The sequence below is a fragment of the Mucilaginibacter sp. UYNi724 genome (assembly GCF_054057495.1).
The window spans coordinates 1-22,449 of sequence record NZ_JBSRZI010000015.1; the positions used below are offsets into that span (position 1 = coordinate 1).

General features: G+C 43.3%; 20 protein-coding genes. 8 read left to right on the forward strand and 12 right to left on the reverse strand.

From position 1 onward, the window contains the following. The first annotated feature begins 154 nt into the window (after positions 1-154). Together ACVW0P_RS18285 and ACVW0P_RS18290 are read left to right on the forward strand one after the other, a co-directional pair. A complete protein-coding gene (locus ACVW0P_RS18285) occupies positions 155-328 on the forward strand; it encodes a hypothetical protein (RefSeq protein WP_457133337.1) in 174 nt (57 codons plus the stop codon). After that, entirely contained in the window at positions 315-686 is a 372-nt protein-coding gene (locus tag ACVW0P_RS18290) for a type II toxin-antitoxin system VapC family toxin (protein WP_457133338.1), read from the forward strand. The genes ACVW0P_RS18285 and ACVW0P_RS18290 overlap by 14 nt, the downstream gene beginning before the upstream one ends. Before the next feature lie 29 nt (positions 687-715). On the opposite strand, the gene ACVW0P_RS18295 is transcribed toward ACVW0P_RS18290, so the two are convergent. Beyond that, complete coding sequence (locus ACVW0P_RS18295; protein WP_457133339.1) at positions 716-1,168, reverse strand: DinB family protein; 453 nt, start codon at positions 1,166-1,168, stop codon at positions 716-718. A 92-nt stretch (positions 1,169-1,260) separates the two neighbouring features. Between ACVW0P_RS18295 and ACVW0P_RS18300 the strand changes: the two genes are divergently transcribed. The 5 genes from ACVW0P_RS18300 (at position 1,261) to ACVW0P_RS18320 (ending at position 7,489) form a co-directional block, all read left to right on the forward strand. Beyond that, positions 1,261-2,979: an ArnT family glycosyltransferase gene (locus ACVW0P_RS18300; RefSeq protein ID WP_457133340.1), complete on the forward strand. Its 1,719-nt coding sequence runs from the start codon at positions 1,261-1,263 to the stop codon at positions 2,977-2,979. A 10-nt stretch (positions 2,980-2,989) separates the two neighbouring features. After that, positions 2,990-4,012 (forward strand): hypothetical protein, encoded by a 1,023-nt coding sequence (locus ACVW0P_RS18305; protein WP_457133341.1) that lies wholly within the window; start codon positions 2,990-2,992, stop codon positions 4,010-4,012. A gap of 171 nt (positions 4,013-4,183) precedes the next feature. After that, positions 4,184-4,894, forward strand: coding sequence for a DUF2490 domain-containing protein (locus ACVW0P_RS18310; RefSeq protein ID WP_457133342.1), 711 nt, complete (start codon positions 4,184-4,186; stop codon positions 4,892-4,894). A 24-nt stretch (positions 4,895-4,918) separates the two neighbouring features. Next, complete coding sequence (locus tag ACVW0P_RS18315) at positions 4,919-5,839, forward strand: DUF58 domain-containing protein (protein WP_457133343.1); 921 nt, start codon at positions 4,919-4,921, stop codon at positions 5,837-5,839. 180 nt (positions 5,840-6,019) lie between these two features. Next, a complete protein-coding gene (locus ACVW0P_RS18320; RefSeq protein ID WP_457133344.1) occupies positions 6,020-7,489 on the forward strand; it encodes a glycoside hydrolase family 130 protein in 1,470 nt (489 codons plus the stop codon). Positions 7,490-7,625: 136 nt separating this feature from the next. Here the strand turns inward: ACVW0P_RS18320 and ACVW0P_RS18325 are convergent, their stop codons facing one another. The 10 genes from ACVW0P_RS18325 to ACVW0P_RS18370 form a co-directional block, all read right to left on the reverse strand. Next, the gene (locus tag ACVW0P_RS18325) at positions 7,626-8,633 is read right to left on the reverse strand and encodes a glycosyltransferase family 4 protein (protein ID WP_457133345.1); all 1,008 of its coding nucleotides are present in this window, start codon (positions 8,631-8,633) and stop codon (positions 7,626-7,628) included. Between the two features lie 3 nt (positions 8,634-8,636). Continuing rightward, entirely contained in the window at positions 8,637-10,919 is a 2,283-nt protein-coding gene (locus ACVW0P_RS18330) for a glycosyltransferase (RefSeq protein WP_457133346.1), read from the reverse strand. A 252-nt stretch (positions 10,920-11,171) separates the two neighbouring features. Next, on the reverse strand, positions 11,172-12,368 hold the full coding sequence (locus ACVW0P_RS18335) for an aspartate aminotransferase family protein (protein ID WP_457133347.1): 1,197 nt from the start codon (positions 12,366-12,368) through the stop codon (positions 11,172-11,174). A gap of 125 nt (positions 12,369-12,493) precedes the next feature. After that, a complete protein-coding gene (locus ACVW0P_RS18340; protein ID WP_354428563.1) occupies positions 12,494-12,967 on the reverse strand; it encodes a hypothetical protein in 474 nt (157 codons plus the stop codon). An 11-nt stretch (positions 12,968-12,978) separates the two neighbouring features. Then, positions 12,979-13,785, reverse strand: coding sequence for a hypothetical protein (locus tag ACVW0P_RS18345; RefSeq protein ID WP_457133348.1), 807 nt, complete (start codon positions 13,783-13,785; stop codon positions 12,979-12,981). Positions 13,786-13,858: 73 nt separating this feature from the next. Next, positions 13,859-14,413 (reverse strand): RNA polymerase sigma factor, encoded by a 555-nt coding sequence (locus ACVW0P_RS18350; protein WP_457133349.1) that lies wholly within the window; start codon positions 14,411-14,413, stop codon positions 13,859-13,861. Between the two features lie 64 nt (positions 14,414-14,477). Continuing rightward, positions 14,478-14,942 carry a thioredoxin-dependent thiol peroxidase gene (bcp, locus tag ACVW0P_RS18355; RefSeq protein WP_457133350.1) on the reverse strand — a complete coding sequence of 155 codons (465 nt, stop codon included), beginning with the start codon at positions 14,940-14,942 and terminating at the stop codon, positions 14,478-14,480. After that, on the reverse strand, positions 14,942-16,684 hold the full coding sequence (locus tag ACVW0P_RS18360) for a M23 family metallopeptidase (RefSeq protein ID WP_457133351.1): 1,743 nt from the start codon (positions 16,682-16,684) through the stop codon (positions 14,942-14,944). The genes bcp and ACVW0P_RS18360 overlap by 1 nt, the downstream gene beginning before the upstream one ends. Beyond that, complete coding sequence (locus tag ACVW0P_RS18365) at positions 16,674-17,285, reverse strand: fumarylacetoacetate hydrolase family protein (RefSeq protein ID WP_354428571.1); 612 nt, start codon at positions 17,283-17,285, stop codon at positions 16,674-16,676. Before ACVW0P_RS18365 ends, ACVW0P_RS18360 begins: the two co-directional genes overlap by 11 nt. Before the next feature lie 337 nt (positions 17,286-17,622). Further along, positions 17,623-18,129, reverse strand: a complete 507-nt coding sequence (locus tag ACVW0P_RS18370) for a T9SS type A sorting domain-containing protein (RefSeq protein ID WP_457133352.1) — start codon at positions 18,127-18,129, stop codon at positions 17,623-17,625. Between the two features lie 191 nt (positions 18,130-18,320). Here ACVW0P_RS18370 and ACVW0P_RS18375 point away from each other — a divergent pair, with 191 nt between their 5' ends. Further along, positions 18,321-20,288, forward strand: a complete 1,968-nt coding sequence (locus tag ACVW0P_RS18375; protein ID WP_457133353.1) for a KUP/HAK/KT family potassium transporter — start codon at positions 18,321-18,323, stop codon at positions 20,286-20,288. Between the two features lie 370 nt (positions 20,289-20,658). Here ACVW0P_RS18375 and ACVW0P_RS18380 read toward each other — a convergent pair whose 3' ends face one another. Continuing rightward, positions 20,659-22,380: an amino acid permease gene (locus ACVW0P_RS18380; RefSeq protein ID WP_354428576.1), complete on the reverse strand. Its 1,722-nt coding sequence runs from the start codon at positions 22,378-22,380 to the stop codon at positions 20,659-20,661. Between the last annotated feature and the right edge of the window lie 69 nt (positions 22,381-22,449).

Here is a 22,449-nt window from a genome sequence, read left to right on the forward strand (position 1 = left end):
TACTTTAAATGCGAGGCTTCACCTTTTACTTTAACTACCTTGTAACTCATTTTGTTGACCATTTATTAGTCAACTTTTTTCAGGACGAGACAAAAATATTAAAGCCCCGATAATCGGGGCTTTTTTGTTTGTTGTTAAATGAATATATTTGTTTATGGGCAAAGTAATTGAAATAAATAAAGCTACCACCCGCAGTGAACTTGATAAGCAGCTGACCAAACTTCCCCAAAACAAGGAGGTAATTGACCTTGCAAAATATTTTGGGAAAGTAAAGTTCGGCGAAGACGGTTTAGCCTACCAAATAAAGATCCGCGATGAGTGGCGATAACATCGTAATTGATACCTCGCTAATTATTAACTTATTTAATGGGGTATCAGAAGTACAGGAATTAATTAATGGGCGTAATTTATTTGTATCTATTATTTCAGAAATAGAAGTACTAAGTTTCTCCAATCTTTCAATTACTGATAAAGATCTTCTCAAAGATTTTTTATCTAAATGCCATGTAGTTGATATCGAACCGGCAATTAAAGATCTTACTATTGAGATCAGATCAAAGTCTAAAATGAAACTTCCCGATTCGATTATCGCAGCATCGGCAATTTATTATGACCTCCCATTATTTACAATGGATAAAGGATTTAAACGCCTAACGGATTTGCAAGCTGTTATATTATCCTTGTAAAGGTACTATTACTCCCAATTGTATGAGTGCTACACCAACTTCCTCAAACTCATCATATATCCAATATGCAGCCCATCGTGGAATGGTAAAAACGCGATGGCTTCATCAATGCTGCTAACCACAGCGCCGTAGCGGGTGGTCCAGGTAGGGTAGTTGGTGAAGATGTTGGCGGCGTAATCTTTGTCAAAATCATCAAGGCTGGTGATTAACCTTGCTTTTATTTCGTCTAATTCTTCTTGCGTTATTGGGCCTTCCGGTTTGCTGTCGGGTTTGTATAGCTGGTAAAAAGGTTCGTCTACTTCCAGTCCTGCGCGTTTGTACCAGATGCCCAGTTGCGCGGCTAAGATATGCCCAAGGTTCCAGGCGATATTATTGTTGAAGCCGGGAGGGATGGTGTTCAATTGCTCGAGCGTAAAATCTTTTAGTGTATTCAGGATCATCAGGCGCGGCTGGCGGATAAATTCCAATTGTTTATCAAGCATGGTATGGGTGTTAGTTTTTATGAGCTCAAATCTAAAATAATCCTGCTGATTTGGCGTATCGTGCTTGCTGCTTTTATTTTACCTTTGCAACAATGCAGGCAACTACGGCAAATAACGCTATCCAGTCCAATAAACCCATCTGGTACTTAATACTATGCTGGACGCTGCTGAACACAATACAAGCCTACACTTTGGAGATCCATGCAGACGAAGCTTACTATTGGCTTTATTCCCGTTTTTTAGATTGGGGATATTTCGATCATCCGCCTATGGTGGCCTTGTTTATAAAGGCAGGTTACAGTCTGTTCCATAACGAGTTCGGTACCCGAATACTTACGATACTAAGCAACAGTGTATGCATCTATGTAATGTGGCTGATGGTAAAGCAATACGGTGTAAAAGCCAAATGGTTTATTCTGCTGGTATCGGGGCTGTTTATCTTCCATATCTATGGGTTTACCACCACGCCGGATGTACCGTTGTTTTTATTCACCGTGTTGTTTTATTACGTGTACAAAAAGTACCTGGAGGATGATAATTTAAAATACGCTTTGCTTTTAGCGCTAATCACCGCGTGCCTTTTATACAGTAAATATCATGGCGTATTGCTTATTGTGTTTACGCTTGCATCAAATATATCGCTGCTAAAACGCAAATCGTTTTGGTTAGTGGTGTTTGGCGCGGTGGTGCTGTTTATCCCGCATATTTGGTGGCAGGTTAGCCACGGCTACCCATCAGTAAAATATCACTTGTTTGAGCGTAATGGGTCGGATTACAGTTTTGCTCGTATAGGCGATTACATCCCCGCGCAGCTGGCAATGGGCGGCCCGCTTATTGGCTGGTTTGTTTTTTATGCCGCTTTCAGGAACCGCATTACCGATGTATTCATCCGCACACTAATTGTAAATGCCGCCGGTACATTCATTTTCTTTTTGCTGAACACCATCAAAGGCGGGGTTGAGGCCCACTGGACGCTGATTGCTTTCGTCCCCCTGGTGATGCTCGCGCTGATCTATATCACTAAGCAAAACAAGCCTTACAAATGGTTAAGCATCGTTGCCATTATCAATATTGTATTTATTGTGGGATTAAGGGTAGGCCTGATGTTTGGCCCTGCCATCCTTAAAAAGCCTTTACAATTGCGCAGTTATTACGGATTTAAGGATTGGGCGCATAAAATAAAACAGAAAGCGGGCGATAGCTACGTGGTTTTCAGCGAAGGTTTCCAAAACCCGAGCAAATACGATTTTTATAATAACACCACCAAAGGCCTCAGTTATGATGCCCGAGACTACCGCCGAACACAGTTCAGCATTTGGCCAATTGAGGACAGCATGCAGCGCAAGCGTGTTTACTTGGTGCTTAATTATTACAACAAGGGCGTGGTTACCGATACAATCCAAAACGAGGCCGGTACCTGGTATGGTGGTTGGGTTGATGATTTCCGCACGTATCAGAAGATCTCTATCGACGCGGGCAAGACTACTATCAATGCCAAGCCCGGGCAAAAAATGGAATTTGACCTTTCTATAACCAACCCTTACGCGTTTGCGGTTAATTTTACCAACGTTGGTTACAAGCACCCCGTGGTGTTAGAAACCTGCTTTTTTACACACACAACACCGGTGAGCTTACAGCAGGCCGATAGTGCTTTTAATAATATTGCCCTGCAAAAAGGCCAAACTGCCCGTTATAAAGTAACAGCAACAGCACCGACTGAAAAAGGGACTTACGACCTGTTCTTTTCCCTGCGCACCGAGCCATTTACGGGCAGCAGGAACAGCGGCATAATAAAATTTATAGTTGAATAACCGATACAGCATGATCAGAAAGATATACTTTGCCTTATTTATAACCACATTATTAGCAGGGGCAGCTAAAGCCCAAAATGTAGATTTCCACCTGAACGGGATGAGTTTTTTTGATAACCGCGAGTATAAAGATTTTGTAGCACGCTCACGTACCTACTCGGGAGTGCGCATCGCAGCTGATGTTGGTTTTAATATCGACAGTAACAACCACTTTATTTTTGGTGCCAACGCCCTGCACGAGTTTGGCGGCAACCCGTTTTTTGTTCGTGTAAACCCAATAGCATACTACAGTTACACGGGTAAGAACTGGTTGTTTAATGCAGGTGCATTTAGTCGTGAGGGTTTATTGACCGATTATCCAAGATCGATGTTGAACGATACCTTACGTTACTTTCGCCCAAATGTAGAGGGTTTGCTCACGCGATTTAAAAGTAAACATGTTACCGAAACTGTTTGGATTGACTGGGTGAGCCGCCAAACCAATACCGATAGGGAGCAGTTCCTGTTCGGGTTTTCGGGTAAGTATCAACCATCATTAAAAAGCCCGTTTTATATAGCGCATTATTTTTTTTTACTGCATGATGCAGGGGCGGCGGTGTTGCTGCCTAACGACCATATCCAGGATAATGGCGCTGCCCAGGTAAAGTTGGGTGTAGACCTGAGCCACCTCACGTTTCTTGATTCGTTAAGTATTGAGGCTGGCGGGATGATGTCTTTAGAGCGTACAAGGGGTTTAGACGGGTTCCAGAAGCCTAAAGGGGTTGTTGCCAATGCTTACTTAAGTTACAAACGTTTTGCCCTGTTCGATGAATTTTACAAAGGCGACGGGCACCGCATCCTTTTTGGTGATGCCTTTTATGAGAAAAGTACTTACAATCGTTTAGATGTTATTTACACGCCGTTTATCGCTAAAGGCTTAAAAGGCCAGTTTGTATTTAGCCTGCACAACACCCCCGGCTTCAGCAGCAATCAGGAGGCTTTCCGTTTGATCTATGATATCGGCAGGAAAAATTTGGTGAAGTTTAAGGATTAGGAACAATCAACAAAATGTCATTTCGAACGAGCGTGATGGCACATGTGATGGGGCGAGGAGAAATCTTCTGCGGCTGGTATCCCGCATAGTTATCGCGTGCAGAAGATTTCTCCTCGTACCTCGTTCGAAATGACATTGTTTTTTTATTTTAGCGCTTCTACACACATTCCTATGAAAAAAACACTGATTATTTTATCATTAATTTCAATCCTCACCCCTTGTAAACTTTTTGCCCAGGATAATCGTTTTTCCGGCTGGGCGGCGTTGTTCCATTCGCAAAAGTTTTCTGACAAATGGGGGATGTCGTTTGATGCGCAGTTTAGATCGGCTAACCATTACGATTACTTGCAGAACGTGTTGCTTCGCCCATCGTTAAACTATTACTTCGATAAAAATAAGATGGCCGCTGTGGGTTACGCCTACATCGCCACCAATAATAAAGTGGCGGGTGTAGAAACCTTCAGGCCCGAGAGCCGCATCTGGGAGCAGCTGATCATCAATACCAAGATCAGCAAAGCTGCCATCTTACAACACCGCTTTAGGCTCGAGCAGCGTTTCCTGGGTAACACCACCGCCAAAAACGACCATTACTTTGCCCAGCGCCTGCGCTATTTTGCCCGCGCAGTTGTACCACTTAAAAAAACAGATGCATTTACAAAAGGTGCGTTCCTTGGTTTGCAAAACGAGATCATGGCCAATGTGCAAAACAACCATAAGGTAAACAAGCACTTCTTCGACCAAAACCGTGCTTACATAGCCCTGGGTTACCGCCTGCATAAAAAAGCCGATATCGAGTTTGGTTACCTCAACCAGTTTGTACAGCAGGCCTCTGCTACTTACTTCAACCATGTTTTGCAGGCAGCAATTTATACAAGGCTATAAACGTTTAGTTTATTACCTTGCACTATGCTGCAGCTTAGTACCGACCAACATATCCGCCGGCTGGCCAACCTGGAACTGCTTGCCCGGCAAGTGGTTGAGGGTTTTATTACAGGTTTGCACCAAAGCCCTTTCCACGGCTTTTCTGTAGAGTTTGCCGAGCACAGGCTTTATAATAATGGCGAATCGGTAAAAAATATCGATTGGAAACTGCTTGCCCGTACCGATAAACTTTTTGTAAAACAGTTTGAGGAAGAAACCAACCTGCGCTGTTACCTGCTGCTTGATACTTCCTCAAGCATGAATTTCCCGGCGGACGGGATTAATAAGCTACAATTTTCGGTTTACGCTATTGCTTCGCTGATGTACCTGTTCAAGAAACAAAGGGATGCATTCGGGCTGTGTTTGTTTTCGGATAAGCTGGATTGGATAAGCCCGGCAAGGTCAACATCAAGCCACATGTTTCGTCTGTATGCCGAGTTAGAGAAAGCTTACGATAACCCAAAGCAAAATACACCCACTAATATTACGCAAGTGCTGCACCATATTGCGGGCGAGATCCACCAGCGGTCAATGGTGATCATCTTTAGCGACATGCTGGAGAACAGCCTCAACCCGGAAAAAATGCAGCAGCTTTTCGCGGCCATTCAGCACCTGAAATATAAAAAGCACGAGGTGGTGATATTTAACGTTACCAGCAAACAGCACGAACTCGATTTTAACTTTGATAACCGCCCGCACCATTTTGTAGATATCGAGACAGGTACCGAGGTGCGTGTGCATCCAAATAAGATTCGCGATAGTTACCGGTCTGCACTAAAAGAATACCGCCACCAGTTAGAATTAAAGTGCGCGCAGCACCATATACAACTGGTTGATGCAGATATTGAACATGGTTATAACCAGATCCTGAAAACCTACCTCATCAAAAGAAACAGCATGATTTAAACTATCGATCCGATTATCGGTCTGGTATATGAGCCTTTTTTTAAATAAATGGCTGGATTTGAAAATTAAAACAGTTATTTGAAGAGTTAACTGTAATTGTTACAGCATTTAATAGGTTTGTGAAATTGCTCAAATCAATTTAGCAGGCGTAGTGTTAAAGAATAAACGCATATTTTTAGTATGAGACTTTCTGTAGAACGAAAACCAATAAGAGTAAACCCCGACCCAAAACGTGTAATAGCGCGCTTTTTTTTTAATGGAAATGATCGGGCTAAAGAAGTCCTGGAGCGTGTAATGGGCATCAGCGAAGAAACCGCCTTTGGTATTGTTTCTCCATTATTACAAGAATATTCTAAACGACACCGTAATATTACCCGCGTACTTAACCGCCACTGCAGCAAGTTAAAGCCGCTTATTGCCGAACTGGGGATTGATTTTGATACGCTGACCGTGTACCGCAAGCTGTTAATTGGTTCGTACTTTACGCACGAGTATTCTATCGAGTCGGCGGCGTTTTTCAACCCGTCCATAGTGGAAGACCCGGATCAGACCGAAATGGAAGACGGGCAGCGCCGCGTTATTATCAGCTTTAGGGCGGTGGGCGAGGGGCACATTTCTTCTATCACCTTCCGCAGGGCATTGATTGATAAGAACAACCAAATAACTGTATTACCGGCAGGTAGTTATATTGATGAAGCCGAAATTGTACGCAACGCGGTTTACAATAAAAAACTGTTCCTGGATAAAGCCGCTATAACGCAGATAGATATTAGTGTACTGAAGGAACTGGAAGAAAAGCTTGATCATCACTTTGAGTATTCGAACCTCCGCCGCATTATTCTCGATTCGCAAACGATCCAGAAAGATGATAACATGAGGTTAGAGTACGATAAGGTGCTTTGGCTTGCCGATTCTTACTACGAGATCGTTTTCTCGCTTGATACGGATATCTCCGACAGGGTTATCTTCCCGATCTCGGAATATGAGCGTAAAGGTATCGAGGATGCCCGCTTTGTTAAGTTTTATAACGACGATGGTACTTATGTTTACTACGCCACTTACACCGCATACGACGGTTCTTTGATAATGCCGAAGCTGCTCCAAACCACCGATTTTTATAATTTTAAAATTATGCCGTTGTATGGCGCAGGTGCGCAAAACAAGAACCTGGCACTGTTCCCACGGAAAATAAACGGAAAATATGCCATGATCTCCCGTATTGACGGATGTAATAACTACATCATGTATTCGGACAAGATCAACATTTGGGAGAAACCAGACCTGCTGCAAAAACCAAAGTTTACCTGGGAATTTGTACAGATAGGTAACTGTGGCTCGCCGATAGAAACTAAGGACGGCTGGATAGTAATAACCCACGGGGTGGGCCCAATGCGGCGATACGTGCTTGGTGCAAGTTTGCTAAAACTTGATGACCCTACCGTAGAGATAGGTCGCCTGAAAGAACCCCTGCTTGTGCCTAACAGCGATGAGCGCGAAGGTTATGTGCCAAACGTATTATACTCCTGCGGATCTATGATTCACAATAACAAACTTATTATCCCTTACGGCATCTCCGATTCATCAACATCCTTTGCCGAGGTTGACCTGGATGAGCTACTTGCTAAGTTTAAAGAGGACGGAATAGATTAATTTGAGGTGAAGGGTTAAAGGAGAAAGGCAAAGGTTTTCTTTTTACATTATAAGAAGAGCGATGAGATCTAATCTCATCGCTCTTCTTATAAACTTATTCATTGGAGGAGCGTAGCTATTGCTCGCAATGACAAAATTAAATGTCTAATATCTGCTGATACAGCTTAAAATAATCGTTGGCCATTTTTTCTTTGGAGAATTGTGAACCGGCCCACTCGCGGCAGTAAGCGCGATTTATAGAGCCAAGCTGGCCTATTACATCTACAGCTTCATCAATCGTATTCACTAAAAAACCAGTCTTTTCATGTTGGATCAGTTCCGGCATCGAGCCTTTGTTGAAGGCGATTACCGGGGTGCCGCAGAGCATGGATTCGGCCACGCTCATGCCAAATGGTTCGGCAAAGTTTATGGGGTGCAACAGGGCAAGGGCATTGCCCAAAAGTTCGTTGCGTTTGTCGGGTCCGGCAGGGCCAATGTATTGGATCTGTTCGTTAAGTTGCGGTTCTATCCGCTCCTTAAAATAATTCTCATCCTGGATGATACCCGCCATGATCAGTTTCTTGTTCGCTTTTTTAGCTATCTCAATAGCTTCTACCGGGCCCTTATCATGGTGCAGGCGGCCAAAATAGAGCAGGTAATCTTGTGGTTGTTCGGTAAACTTAAAATCTTTGGTATCTAAACCGTTGTACACGGTGGCAAGGTAGTCCAGTTCGGCGCTGCGGTCGGCATTGCTGATAGATACATAGTGCCCGCGCGAATTGTATTTCTTATAAACCGGGATGATCCGGGGCGACGAAAAACCGTGTATGGTGGTTATCACCGGTGTTTTTATCAACCCGGTATAACTCAGCGGCAAAAAATCAAAATTATTATGGATGATGTCAAAATCTTCCGCTTGCTCCATTAGGTTGCTGATGTGCAGGCATTCTAAAACCTTGGCATCCTGTGTACGGTCTTCCTCGTAACCCTGCTTGCATATAGATTGCAATTTACCTTCGGTGATAGAATCCCCGGTTGCAAAAAGTGTTACTTCGACGCCCAATTTAATTAGGCCTTCGGCAATGTTGGATGCAACCTGTTCCCAGGGGCCATAATGCCTGGGCGGTGTGCGCCAGGCAACGGGGGCTAATATCGCTGCTTTCATTGCTTAGCAGACTTTTAACTGCTGGTCATCGGCTATTTTGTTGTACTCGTATTCCAGTTCAAAGGCTTTTAATACAGTAAGGTGCGATATCATATAAGCCAAGGTGCTTTCGGCACCCTGGTTACGGTTGATACCTGTTGGCAGCAAGCCATCGCAACAGCCCTTAGTTTCGTGGTCGTAAAGCGGTGCACGTAACGAATTTTCGCCCAAAAACCATTTATAGCTCAAAAACATTTTCTCGATATATTGTGGCTTACGGAATATCTGGTATGCCTGGAAATGCATCAGCACCATCGCCATAGTTTCTATAGCCTGCTGGTCATAAACCGGGAACTTGCCACCACGATGATACCAACCCTCGTTACCAACCGGGCTTAAGTAACCGTTTGATAGCGTTAGTTTATCGAGGAATGCCATTGTCGTCAGCGCAATTTCTTTCGCCTTTTGGTTACCTGTGATCTCACAAGAATGCAACAGGGCCAGCGGAAGGATAGCGTTATCATAGGTCATGCTTTCTTCAAACCATTCCCAGTCGTCGCTGCGGGTGGTTTCGTAAGCATCAATCAACGGCTGTGTAAGGCGCACCAGTTCTTCAACCATACCTTCATCGGTAGGGAAGGTCTGCAGGTACAAAGAGATACCGATAATGGTATTTGCCTGCCCGCGAATGTGTTTTAATGCCCTAAAGTGCGGGTATGATTTGTGGAAGATCTCCATCGCGAATTCGCGGTAGGAGTTACTCGCCGCACAGCTTATTAAATAGCCCAATGCCCAAATGGTACGGCCGAATGAATCCTCAGAACCCACCTCATCCAAATACTGGCGACTAAAACTCAAAAAGTTGCGGAAGTTACCATCATCTGTTTGCATGTAGTGGATGTAACTCAGGTAAATTGGCAGCAGCTTAAATGCGTCATTGCTTTTACTGCGTTGGTATGCCATCAGCGCCATAATTAATGCGCGCGAGTTATCGTCAAGGCAGTAACCTTCTTTTAAGTTAGGGATTCCATATTTAGCATGTTGCACAATACCCGTATCATCAGTTAAACGCATTACGTGTGTAAGGCTGAATTTTGGTAATATCTCCGGGTCAACAATGCTATTCTTTAATATTTTGTCGCTAAAATCATGTTTCGCTGCAGCTGTTTGCGCTACGCGGATAAACTCGGCACCGGTAGCAGGCCAGCGTAGGTGCAAACCATATTCGTACGCGTTTGATTTAAGGTCGTTAAGTACTTCCTCATCGTCCAACAATTCGTTGACCGTCTCGGCTAAAGCGTCGGCATTTTTAAAATCGAACAATCGGCCACGGCCATCAGCTAATAATTCGGTAGCGTGCCAGTAGGGGGTTGATACCACAGCGGCGCCCGCGCCTACAGCGTATGATAGCGTACCGCTTGTTATTTGCGCTTCGTTAAGGTATGGGGTAACATAAACCTCGGCGGCAGTTAGGTAATCTATCAACTCATCCTCGGCCACAAATTTATTAATGAACGACAGGTGCTTTGATACGTTTAATTGCGCGGCAAGGCTTTTCAGGTGGTCGCGGTATTCTTCGCCCGAATTTTTGATAACGCCCGGGTGGGTGTTGCCCAGCACTACATACATCACATCCGGATGTTTTTCTGCAATTTTCGGCAGGGCTTTCACTACGGTTTCTAAACCTTTATTGCGGCTAAGCAAACCAAATGTTAGCAAAACACGATGGCTTTTAAACTGGCTTAAGTTTTTAACCGGGTTAACTTCCGGTGCTTCCAAATCGGGCACGCCGTGCTCTATAATTTGAATTTTATCTTCAGGGATATCGTAAATGGTAGTCAGGAATTCAACCGCACGTTTACTCATCACGATGACCTTTGACGATTGCTCGGCAATTTCGCGGATGATGATGCGCTGTACGTAACTGGGGTCCTTTAATATAGTATGAAGGATTGAAATAAGCGGTTTTTCTAAACGATTGATGAGCGGCAAAATATAGATGCCACTTTCGCCGCCGTAGATACCGAACTCATGTTCTAAAATAACGGCATCTGCTGTGCTGGTGTTGATATAATTTGCTGCCCGGATATAATCTTTCTGATGGTTTTGACGAATAACATATTTAACATGAGAGGGGTATTCGTACTCCTGCATGTCTTCCGAATCGTTAAGTGCAACCACAAAGCCACCGTCAAGCGGGCCTTTCCTGTCGGGGAAGTTGGCGTTGATGGCATTCATTAAATTATGATTGAAGGTAGCGATGCCGCATTCGCGCGGAGGATAGGTAGATATGTATGCGATTTTCATATTATATAGCAGATGTTATTATCGTTTTGATATGTTAATGGTTGTTTATTAATGAGAATTAAACCATTATGACCCAAAAAGTATGCAACGATAAAGCCAAAGATAAGCGTTTATACAGCTTTAGGGCATAATTTGTATAGGTGTGTATCTACAAGCATAAATTATACCAATAAACGAAACAGAGTAGCCGGAGCTTTCTTTTTACAGTTAAATTATTAATTATAATTAAAGCTGTTATAAGATAATATGGGCCTATGCTGTATGTGTATGAAAATCAATAGCCTGTATAATCACCTTGCAGGCATCAATAAGTTGTAGGTTAGTAATTACCAATGGAGGCGCCAAACGCATAGAATTACTGCAGTGCAGGAACCAATCGGTAATTACACCATTTTCTATACAGGTGTCTATTATTTTTTTGTTTAATTCAAAGCTTTCAAACTCGGCAGCCAGCATGAGGCCTTTGCCACGAATTTGTTTGATTGCCGGATGCGTTAGGTGTTCGCGGATGATGGCTTCCTTTTCGGTAACGTTATCTATCAGGCTTTCATCAAACAAAACCTCTAATGCTGCAAGGCCGGCGGCGCAGCAAACCGGGTGGCCGCCGAAGGTGGTGATGTGCCCAAGAATAGGGTTTTCTTTAAATACCGACATCGTGTCCGCCGATGATACAAAAGCGCCTACAGGCATGCCGCCGCCAAGCGCTTTGGCAAGCAATAGTATATCGGGCACAATATCAAAATGTTCAAAGGCGAAGAGTTTGCCCGTGCGGCCAAAGGCAGTTTGGATCTCGTCAAGTATCAGCAGCGCGCCTACCTCAGTACAGCGTTTACGCAGGGCCTGCATGTAGGCAACATCCGGTACACGGATGCCGGCTTCGCCTTGGATAGTTTCTAAAATAACGCAAGCGGTTTGCTCGGTTATCAGATCAAGACCGGGCAGATTGTTAAGGGTGATGAAATTTACACCCGGTAATAAAGGGCGATAGGCTTGTTTATATTCCTCATTGCCCATTACGCTTAACGCGCCGTGGGTACTGCCATGATAAGATTCGTTAAAGGCTATTATTTGCTGCCTGCCGGTAAAACGCTTAGCTAATTTAAGCGCGCCTTCTACCGCTTCGGTCCCCGAGTTGGTGAAGTAAACAGAATTTAATGTTTTTGGGAGGATGCTTACCAGTTTTTCGGCAAAGCGCACTTGCGGGGTTTGCACATATTCGCCGTACACCATCAGGTGCATGTATTTATCAACCTGGTCTTTTATAGCCTGCACTACCTTCGGGTTGCTATGGCCCAGGTTGCTCACTCCTATGCCCGATATCAGGTCGGTATAGGCCTTGCCTTCGCTATCGTACATATAAACACCTTCGGCACGTTCAAACTCCAGCAGTAGCGGGAAATGGGTTGTTTGGGCGTTGTTATTAAGAAATAGCTGGCGAAGGGTTAACATTGTTTAATTAGTGAATTAGTGATTGACCGAATTAGGTGATTTAAAAAGCGGTCAACGCAAAGGTCAACAATTCGCTACAGGCAAGCAAATCACTAATTCATTAATTCAAAAAATCACTAAATAATTTAATTTCCTGCGCGTACGCTGCGCTCGCTGAACGTTTTTATAAGTTCGTTGGTGAACTCAACTTCGCTTTTGTAAAGGGCACTTACCTTTTCGGGAGGTAATATTTTAAGGAACTCATCGCGATAGTGCTTGCGGATCACAACCATTTGGTTATCGTACTCCAGTTCTTTATCTATCTGATCCATGCCGTTGGCAGATGCACTTGAGTTATTTTGGCGTTTAAGGATCTTGATAGCGGTCATATCTTCCTGGTACTGGCGGTATATCGGCCAAAACTTGCGGGACTCCTCAGCAGTAAGTGAAAGCTGCTGACCTATAAATTTGTCGCGGGCTGCTTGTAATTTTGGGTTGCGAATGATCCTGGCTTTTGTGACAGGGGCAGGGCGACGGAAATTTTTCACCTGCGCAAAAACATCGTCGTTACTTATTGCAAATACTAATAAAAAGAAAATATATTTAAGCAGCCTGTTCATTAAAAGTATTATTAATTAATATCAATATAATCCTGAAGATCGGCATCCAGGGCATCAGTATTAATTTGCTTGTCGTTATCCATTATACCACGTGTATCGTTGGCATCTATATTTAGTTCAAGGTAGTCTTTTATTTCATCTACCGGTATGTTTGACACCTGCTTGTGCAAAAGCGTCTGCGAATGCGTAACCGGTTGCTGTGCTTCTCTTAAGAACGCGCCTGCGCCAACAATCAGCAATAAACAGGCAGCAGTAGCATACTTAAAGCTGTTTGATGCCCAAAGTTTGCGTACAATGGTTTTACGTATTACAGCTTCCTGGTTTACGGTTTTGTTTAGTATGTTATTATTAAGTTGCTCAAAATAATTATCAGGCACAGCAAACACAGGCTGTTTTTCCAACAGCTCCTCAACCGCTATCCTGGCTGTTATTTGCTGCTGCAGGTTATCAAAATAACCTTCGGGCACGCTAAAGCTTTCAGCTTCGGCACTTGCGGCAGTTTCAATATTTATGTGGCTTTGAATATTTTGGGTAAGCTGCTCAAAATATCCTGTTGGCACTTCAAATTTATTTTCTTCGGTACCTGCAATTGCCTCGATATTTATCCTGCTTTGGATATTAGCCTGTAATTCTTCAAAGTAATTATTTGGAACATCATAACCCTGTGCCGCATTACCACTTGTTAACTCATTTATTTTTATAAGGGACAATATGCGCTTACCGGACTCCTCAAAATAGCCGGATGGCACTGTAAACGGGGTTTCTTTCGAAAACCGTTCAAGTGACATTTCATTGTCCGCCCATTCGTTATTTTCCATATCGCTTTTCATACACTCTTATAGATGAATAAAGTTTCAAAAGGTTTAATGCTAAAATAAAAAATCTACTAACTTAATCGGTATTAGTTATAAAGGCCTCTATCTTTTTCACTGCAAGGTGGTAGGATGCTTTTAAGGCCCCCACGCTTGTGCCTAAAACATCGCTCATTTCCTCGTATTTCAAATCATCAAAATACTTCATATTAAAAACAAGGCGCTGTTTATCGGGCAAGGTTAAAATAGCTTCCTGCAATTTGCGTTGAATTTGGTCTCCGGTAAACTGATCCGAGCTCGACAGGGTATCTGCCAGCTCGTAATCCACATCATCAAGCGATATATTGTTCTTTGCTTTTTTCTTGTTCAGAAAGGTAATGCACTCGTTGGTGGCAATGCGGTACATCCAGGTGTATAGCTGGGCATCGTTCCTAAAACCCGGAAGGTTTTTCCAGATCTTGATGAATACATCCTGCACAATGTCATCGGCATCGTCATGATTTATAACCATACGGCGCACATGCCAGTATATCTTTTGCTGATACTTTTTCAGCAAAAGGTTAAATGCCTCGTTACGGGTCTTTTCGTCCCTAAACTTGCTGAGTATCTCTTCGTCTTCTGCCTGAATGGCCATCTATTAAAATTTATTCTTTAAATAAAAATAAAGCGTTTTTGTTTGATATCTGTTAAAAATACAATTATCCTAACAGATCTAACACCTGCTGAGACGAGTTTTTAGTATCAACCTTCTCTATCACTTTATCAATAATACCATTGCCATTGATGATAAACGTGGCGCGGGCGGTGCCCATATACTTTTTACCATACATGTTTTTTTCTACCCAAACGCCGTAAGCTTCTACAATGCTATGGTCGGTATCGGCTATTAAAGTAAATGGCAGCTGGTATTTGGTCTCAAACTTTTTGTGCGATTTCTCGTCATCTACACTCACCCCAATAACCTCAAAACCTTTGCCTAACAACGATTGGTAGTTATCCCTAAAATCGCAGCTTTCGGCAGTGCAACCGGGGGTGTCATCTTTGGGGTAAAAGTAAAGGATGATGTTTTTGCCTTTAAAATCGCCTAACGATACCGCCTCGCCATTTTGGTTGTTAGCGGTAAAGTTTGGGGCTTTATCGCCCGATTTAAGTTCTGTTGCCATTACCTGTTAAATTCTGCTGTGAATGTACTAACATTGTTTTTCGCATCGGTAACGGTAAACTCAAAATTGTGTTTGCCGGCACTAATGCTGCTATCAAAGGTATAACTTAAAACCTTTGTTTTATAATCCCACTCAACAAGCACCCATTTACCGTCAATTTTACCAACGTAGCTTTTTACTCCGCTTAAATTATCGCTCATGCGCATCTTAATAGCCCTCAAAGCTTTCATATTACTGCCGTTACGGATGTTGATGGGGGTGATAACCGGCGCTACGGTATCCAGTTTTATGTAATAGTCGCCAAACGTATGCGCGGTTCCCTTAACCCAACCATTTTCGTACGCGCTGCTAATTGCTCCTGTTGCCGCGTTTACAATAACGGCTTTATCGGCATTAGTGCCAAGGTTTACATCGGGTTTTATCCAAAGGTTGTACTCGTCATGTATGGGCGTAAGCTTGTTGTGAATGCGGTGTGTTTCCGATAAAGCACCCGGTTTTGCAGGGGTGGTGGAATAGATAAAATCCAGGTCGTCATATAAATTACCCGGCATAATACTCACCTTAACTTTATCGTTGGCAAACTCGCTTTTACGGTCGTAGTGTAGCAAGGTGCCAACAGGTTTGTCCGGTACGGCGTTAGCAGCCGATGTGTTGGATTGCACTTTTAGGGTTAAGGTAGAGGTATTACCCGCTATGTCTTTTACAACGTACTCCACCTCGTGAATTTTATCGTCATTAAAGGCCATAATACCCCGGTTGATGGATTGCGGGTAAAGCGAAATGCGGCTGCCCGGCAATATAAAACACTTCTGCACCCAACTGTGAGCGGTTACAAAAGTAGGGTAATCTATATAAGCGTTTATGGCGTGAGTTTGATCGAACGCGAAACGTTCTACCGCGAAGGTGTACATGGTAATGCCATCCAATTTCAGTTCTAACGAATAAATACCGTTTCTGTTAATGGACACGCTGTTTTGATCGATAACCGAAATGCCGAAACCTGTATTGCCACTTAAGTTAAGCACCTGCGGTTTGGTTAAATGATAATTACCATTCGATCCTGTTACGGCCAAAAAATCTTTGGGTGTTTTCTCACTAAAAGGGTTGCCGTTTAAATGGTAAATGCCGATAGCCGTAATAGCCGGCGGGACTTTATCCTCAATGGTTAAGCCAAATAATTGCGGGTTAATGGTTTCTTGCGTCAGGGTGTCCCTGATCTCGAAATGCACGTGTGGCCCTGCAGATGCTCCGCGGTTGCCGGATACCGCAACAACATCGCCTTTGCTTACTTTAAACATACCAACCGGCAGGGCTATATCAGCTTCGTAAGTTTGGTTCTTGTATTGGTAATCGCGGATGTACTTGGCTATCTCGGGCGTAAAGGCTTCAATATGGCCATAAACGGTAGTGTAACCGTTGGGATGATTGATGTATAATGCCTGCCCAAAGCCACCAAACTGGATTCGTACACGAGAAATATACCCATCATAGGCGGCATGCACCGGGAAACCAATACGCTGATTGGTTTTAAAATCTAACCCCGAGTGGAAGTGGTTTGCCCGTAACTCACCAAAAGAACCGGCCGTAGTTGGCGGCAGATCTAAAGGGTATCGAAATTGGTTTTTAGGATATTCTTTGCTTTGAATAATATCCTGTGCTTGTGTGGTGGTGCTAAAAAATATCGCGATAGCAATTATAAAAAAGCGAAATGACAGGTGCGTAGTACTATAGTTATTTAACATAAAAATCTAAAAGCTTTTCTCCCTCCAAAAATCCTTCCAATCTGTCGCCAACGGCAACTTTTCCTACGCCTTCGGGCGTGCCGGTGAATATCAGGTCGCCTTTTTTTAGGGTGATGTATTGGGAAACAAAGGCAATGATACGCTCAAACGAAAACAAGAGGTCTTTGGTATTACCTTTTTGGCGGGTTTCGCCGTTAATATCCAGGTTAAAGTTTACATTATACAGATCGGCAAATTTATCTTTTGGTAAAAAGTTACTGATAGGCGCCGAGTTATCAAATGCCTTGGCCAGTTCCCAGGGCAGGCCTTTCTCCTTGTGCTTGGTTTGGATATCGCGTGCGGTAAAGTCTACACCAAGGGCTATCTCTTCAAAATAGCCTGAAGCAAATTTCTCGCTAACGTGCTTGCCTTCTTTACTAACCTTTAGTACGATCTCAATCTCGTGGTGGATATCCTGCGAAAACTCCGGGTGATAAAAGGGCTTATTGTCCTTAAGTAAAGCGGTATCCGGTTTCATAAATATTACCGGGGTAGTAGGTACAGGGTTATTTAATTCTTTGGCGTGCTCGGCGTAATTGCGGCCGATGGCTATTATTTTCATAAGCAAATGTTATAACGCCGAAATTATAAACTCTACAAGGTAAATCCTAATCCCCATAGCTATCTGGAGTACAAAAATATGGGTGAATTATCCCTCGGTAGGTGAAAATATGCCGTTGCAAACCGCGAAATGTTCACGTTCACGGCCGTGAACGCAAGTGTTTACGCTGGAGGATCTTATAATCAAGTAGTTAAAAAACACGGCAACTGTCAAAATAACGCCACCATGAGTATCAGATATTTTAATATTAAAAATATTGAACAACCAGTTTCGAATAATTAAAGAAGAAAGGGAAAGGAATGGGGCGTTGGGAATTACGCCTCGTCAGAGGTGGGGGTTACAATACTACCGAGATGCGCTTGTTTACAGATTCGGTACCAACCACTATCCTCACAAAGTAAAAACCGCGGGTTAATTTATTGGAAACAGTGTAGGTATTGCTTTGATCGCCAAACTCCACCCGTTGCGATTGCAGGGTAAGTACGTTGTTGCCAAGGATATCCATTACGTTTACATTAACAAATGCACTGCGGGATACGGTATATTTTACGTTGATAATATCACTTACCGGGTTAGGATAAACCTGCACGTTAGTAAGCAATTTATCATCGGGGCGGGCAAGGTTTATCTTTGCTGTTGAAACCGCATTTGGCTTTAACGGTGGCAAAGCTAAGTGCAGGCCATTTTTTAGATAAGATGTCTTGGCAGTTTTATTTTTAAGGGCACGAAGGTAAGAAGTATCGCTTTTTTGGGCATTAACCCCTCTTGCAAGCGCAAAATTCACAGCTATTGCCATCGCAATTACGGTGAACCAGGAATTAAGATAAGTAGATTTTCGACCCATATTATTATAAACTTCACAAAAGTATAAATAAAGCGCTCACCAAATGATAATGTAACGAATATTTAAATAATTTTAACAAATTTTAACAAAATAAGGTTTTGTTAGTTATTGTAATTATAAGACTTATACGTTTATAGATAGTTTAAGTTGTAATGGTTTTTTTTAATAGTTTTGTATCTTTTTAAAATATAGTGTCAAATCATAAAGATCTGCAGAAACTATCAGCCGCAGGGCTGCTTATTAGTTTAGGAATAATCTACGGTGATATAGGTACATCACCCCTATACGTGTTTAAAGCTATCATTGGCTCCGAACATTCAAGCAATTCGCAACCCATATCGCAAGTTTTGGTACTGGGAGGTGTTTCCCTCATCTTTTGGACGCTTACGCTCCAAACTACGCTTAAATATGTTATAATAACCCTACGGGCTGATAATAAAGGGGAGGGTGGTATATTTTCGCTATTCTCGTTAGTGCGCCGTAAAGCCAAATGGCTTATTGTGCCTGCTGTTATTGGAGGGTGTGCCTTGCTTGCCGATGGTATCATTACGCCGCCAATTACCATTTCTTCGGCTATTGAGGGTTTACAAACGTATTATCCGCATTTGCCCACAGTTCAAATAGTGATAGCCATTATTGCAGGGCTGTTTATTATACAGCAGTTTGGTACATCGCTGGTGGGTAAGGCATTTGGGCCAATTATGTTCATCTGGTTTACCATGATGGGAGTTTTGGGTATATCGTTCGTTGTGCAAATGCCATCTATCATAAAGGCGTTAAACCCTTATTACGCATATCAGCTGCTTGCGTCAGATTATAATGCTTTCATTATTTTGGGAGCGGTTTTCCTGTGTACTACGGGTGCCGAGGCCTTATATTCAGATCTTGGGCACTGTGGCCGCGATAATATCCGCATCAGCTGGATCTATGTAAAAACCTGTTTGGTGTTAAACTACCTTGGGCAGGCTGCATGGCTTTTACAGCGCGAGGGACAGGTAATTAACCTGAACGTGAACAACCCGTTCTACAAAATAATGCCCGAGTGGTTCCTGATATTTGGTATAGGTATAGCCACCATAGCCGCGGTTATTGCCAGTCAGGCCTTAATATCAGGGTCGTTTACATTGATAGCCGAGGCCGTTAGGCTAAACTTGTGGCCCAAAGTGCGCATCAATTACCCATCAGAGCAAAAAGGACAATTGTATGTGCCAAGCGTTAACTGGTTGCTATGCGCAGGCTGTATCGGCGTAGTGATACTGTTCCAGCATTCGGCACGGATGGAGGCTGCGTACGGCTTAAGTATTACTGTAGCCATGTTAATGACCACCATTTTAGTATCTAAATTCCTGCAACGGAAGAAACTGCCTACCTATATTATAGGGTCGTTCCTGTTGGTTTATTTGGTTATTGAGGGAACTTTCCTTTTAGGTAACCTGGTTAAATTTATACATGGTGGTTGGTTTACCTTATCCATTGGCCTCGTACTGTTTATCATTATGTGGACATGGCACGACGCCCGCAAGATCAAGAACCGTTATGTTAAGTTTATTGAGATAGATGATTATTTCAACATCATCAAAGAAATGAGCGAAGACGAAAGCGTACCAAAATATGCTTCGCAACTGGTGTATTTAACCAGCGCTAACTTTAACTCGGAGGTGGAATCTAAGATCATTTATTCCATTTTGCAAAAGCAACCTAAACGCGCCGATGTTTACTGGCTGGTGCACGTTGATGTGGTGGACGAACCTTACAAAAGCGAATACGAGGTTGACTTCCTGGTACCGGGTAAGCTTATCCGGATAGATTTTAAACTTGGATTCAGGGTGGAGCAGCAAATAAACCTATTGTTCCGCAAGGTGGTTGAGGACCTGGTTAAGAATGGTGAAGTTGACATCATCAGTACCTACAAATCGCTAAACAAACATAAAATTGTGGGCGACTTTAGGTTTGTAGTGATCGAGAAAGTATTATCTCGCTCTCATAACTTATCGTTTTACGAAAAGGTAGTGATGTTCTTATACGGTCAGCTTAAAAGGATCAGTCTGTCAGAAGAGCGCAACTTTGGCCTCGACCTAAGCTTTGTAACGGTAGAGAAAGTGCCGTTGATGCTTACCTCGCCGGAGAGTGTTAAGATAGAGCGCATCATGCCACAATAAGCATCATCAAAATAATTTGAAAGGCTGCCTTAGAAATAAGGCAGCCTTTTTTCGTTTTTAAAGTGATTTGTCATGCCGAGAAAATCGATGTGATGGACTGCGCGGTGGCATGGAGGGGTATGTCCCCTCGGGGTCTCTCGCAGAGGACCCTGAGAATGTACGCAATTGCAGCGGAGGGTGCTTTTCAAGAAACTCTGCGACTACGAAAAAAGTGATTTGCCATGCTGAACAATAGTGAAGCATCTGCTCGCCGCCATATTGCCTACTTGTAGGTTGTAGATCAGATCCTTCGCTATCGCTCAGGATGACAAGTAGCCAAACAAAAAATGCCGGCGTTTCCACCGGCATTAAAATATTACAGCAACAATGCCTACCTCGGCAGGTCAGCATTCTCTGGTTTACCCATTACGCTGTGCTTGTAGCCATAGGTAAAGTAAATAACCAGGCCAATTATAAGCCAGGCAAGGAAACGGATCCAACTTTCATACTCCAATTCGGCCATCAGGTAAAAGCAGCTTAAAAGCCCTAATACAGGTATTAGCGATAGTTTTTTAACAAAGGCAAGCACTGTTAAAGTTGTAGATAATACGATGAATAAAAAGTATGGGAACTTTTGGTGCAGTTCTGTCCCGCTAAATAAGTTGATGATATTGTTCCTGAAGAAATAGACACCTATTATAAACAACACAGGCACTATAAATTGCGAATTGACGTATGGTAGATGAAACCTGCCTTTAACGGCAGCCTCGCGCGGTAATAAAAGCACACCGCCACATACAAGTACAAATGCAAATAGGGTGCCTATGCTGGTAAGGTTGGTAACCTCGGTAAGGTTAAGGAACAATGCCGGGATAGCTACCACAAAACCGGTAACAATGGTGGCAAAAGATGGTGTGCGATATTTGGGGTGGATACGCGAAAACGCTTTCGGCAACAAACCATCGCGGCTCATGCTCATCCAAATGCGGGGTTGCCCCAGCTGGAAGATCAACAACACACTGGCGGTAGCAACAACCGCGCTTATGGAGATCACATAGCTGATGTTTTTTAAACCTACTTTAGCAAATACGAATGCTAACGGATCGCCAACCCTAAGATCTTTATAGCTCACCATGCCCGTTAACACCAGAGCTATTAATATGTATAACACGGTACAGATCACTAAAGAATAAATCATGCCGCGGGGCAGATCCTTTTGCGGGTTCTGGCATTCTTCGGCAGTGGTAGATATGGCATCAAAACCAATATAAGCGAAAAATACCCCCGATACACCTTTCATAACACCGCTAAAACCGTTTGGTAAAAATGGGTGCCAGTTGGCAGGTGTAACATAAAAAAAGCCTATCACAATAACCGCTATCACAATGGCGATCTTTAAATAAACCATGGCATTGGTAGCCTTTTTAGTTTCGCGGATGCCGATATAAACCAGGTAGGTAATCGCGAATACGATAGCCAGGGCGGGGATGTTAGCTATTAATTTGATGTTATTGCCAAACCCCGGGGCAGTTGCCCATGCCGATGCTGCAATGCGCATCCTGTCGGTAATATCTGCAATGTGGCCGCTTGCGGTAAGTTCCTGGATCTTCTCATGCGCGGTAAAGGCAGAAAAGTAGTCCATTGTCAAAAACGTTGGCATGTGAATGTTGAAACCCTCTAACAGGTTCACAAAATACTCGCTCCATGATATGGCAACGGCTATGTTGCCTATAGCATATTCCATCAACAGGTCCCAGCCTATTATCCAAGCGATAAGTTCACCAAAAGAAGCATATGCGTAGGTGTATGCGCTGCCCGCAACGGGTATACGCGATGCAAATTCTGCGTAACAAAGCGCCGAAAAGCCGCAGGTAATAGCTGTAATAACGAATAGGATGCTTACACCAGGCCCACCTTGGAACGAGGCTTCGCCGATAGTAGAGAAGATGCCGGCGCCAACAACGGCGGCTATCCCCATCAGGGTTAAGTCCTTAACATTTAGCGCTTTTTCGAGTTGGGAGGCGGTGCCCGGGTGTTCGCTGTCGCTAAAACCGCTGGCTACATCGGCCAAAATTTTAGAAACAGATTTTCTTCGAAATATACTCTTCGACATGTATTTTAATCAGTTTAGTCTTTCCAAACCAAACATAACCATTTTTTTGCATTGAAAAACTATATGCTT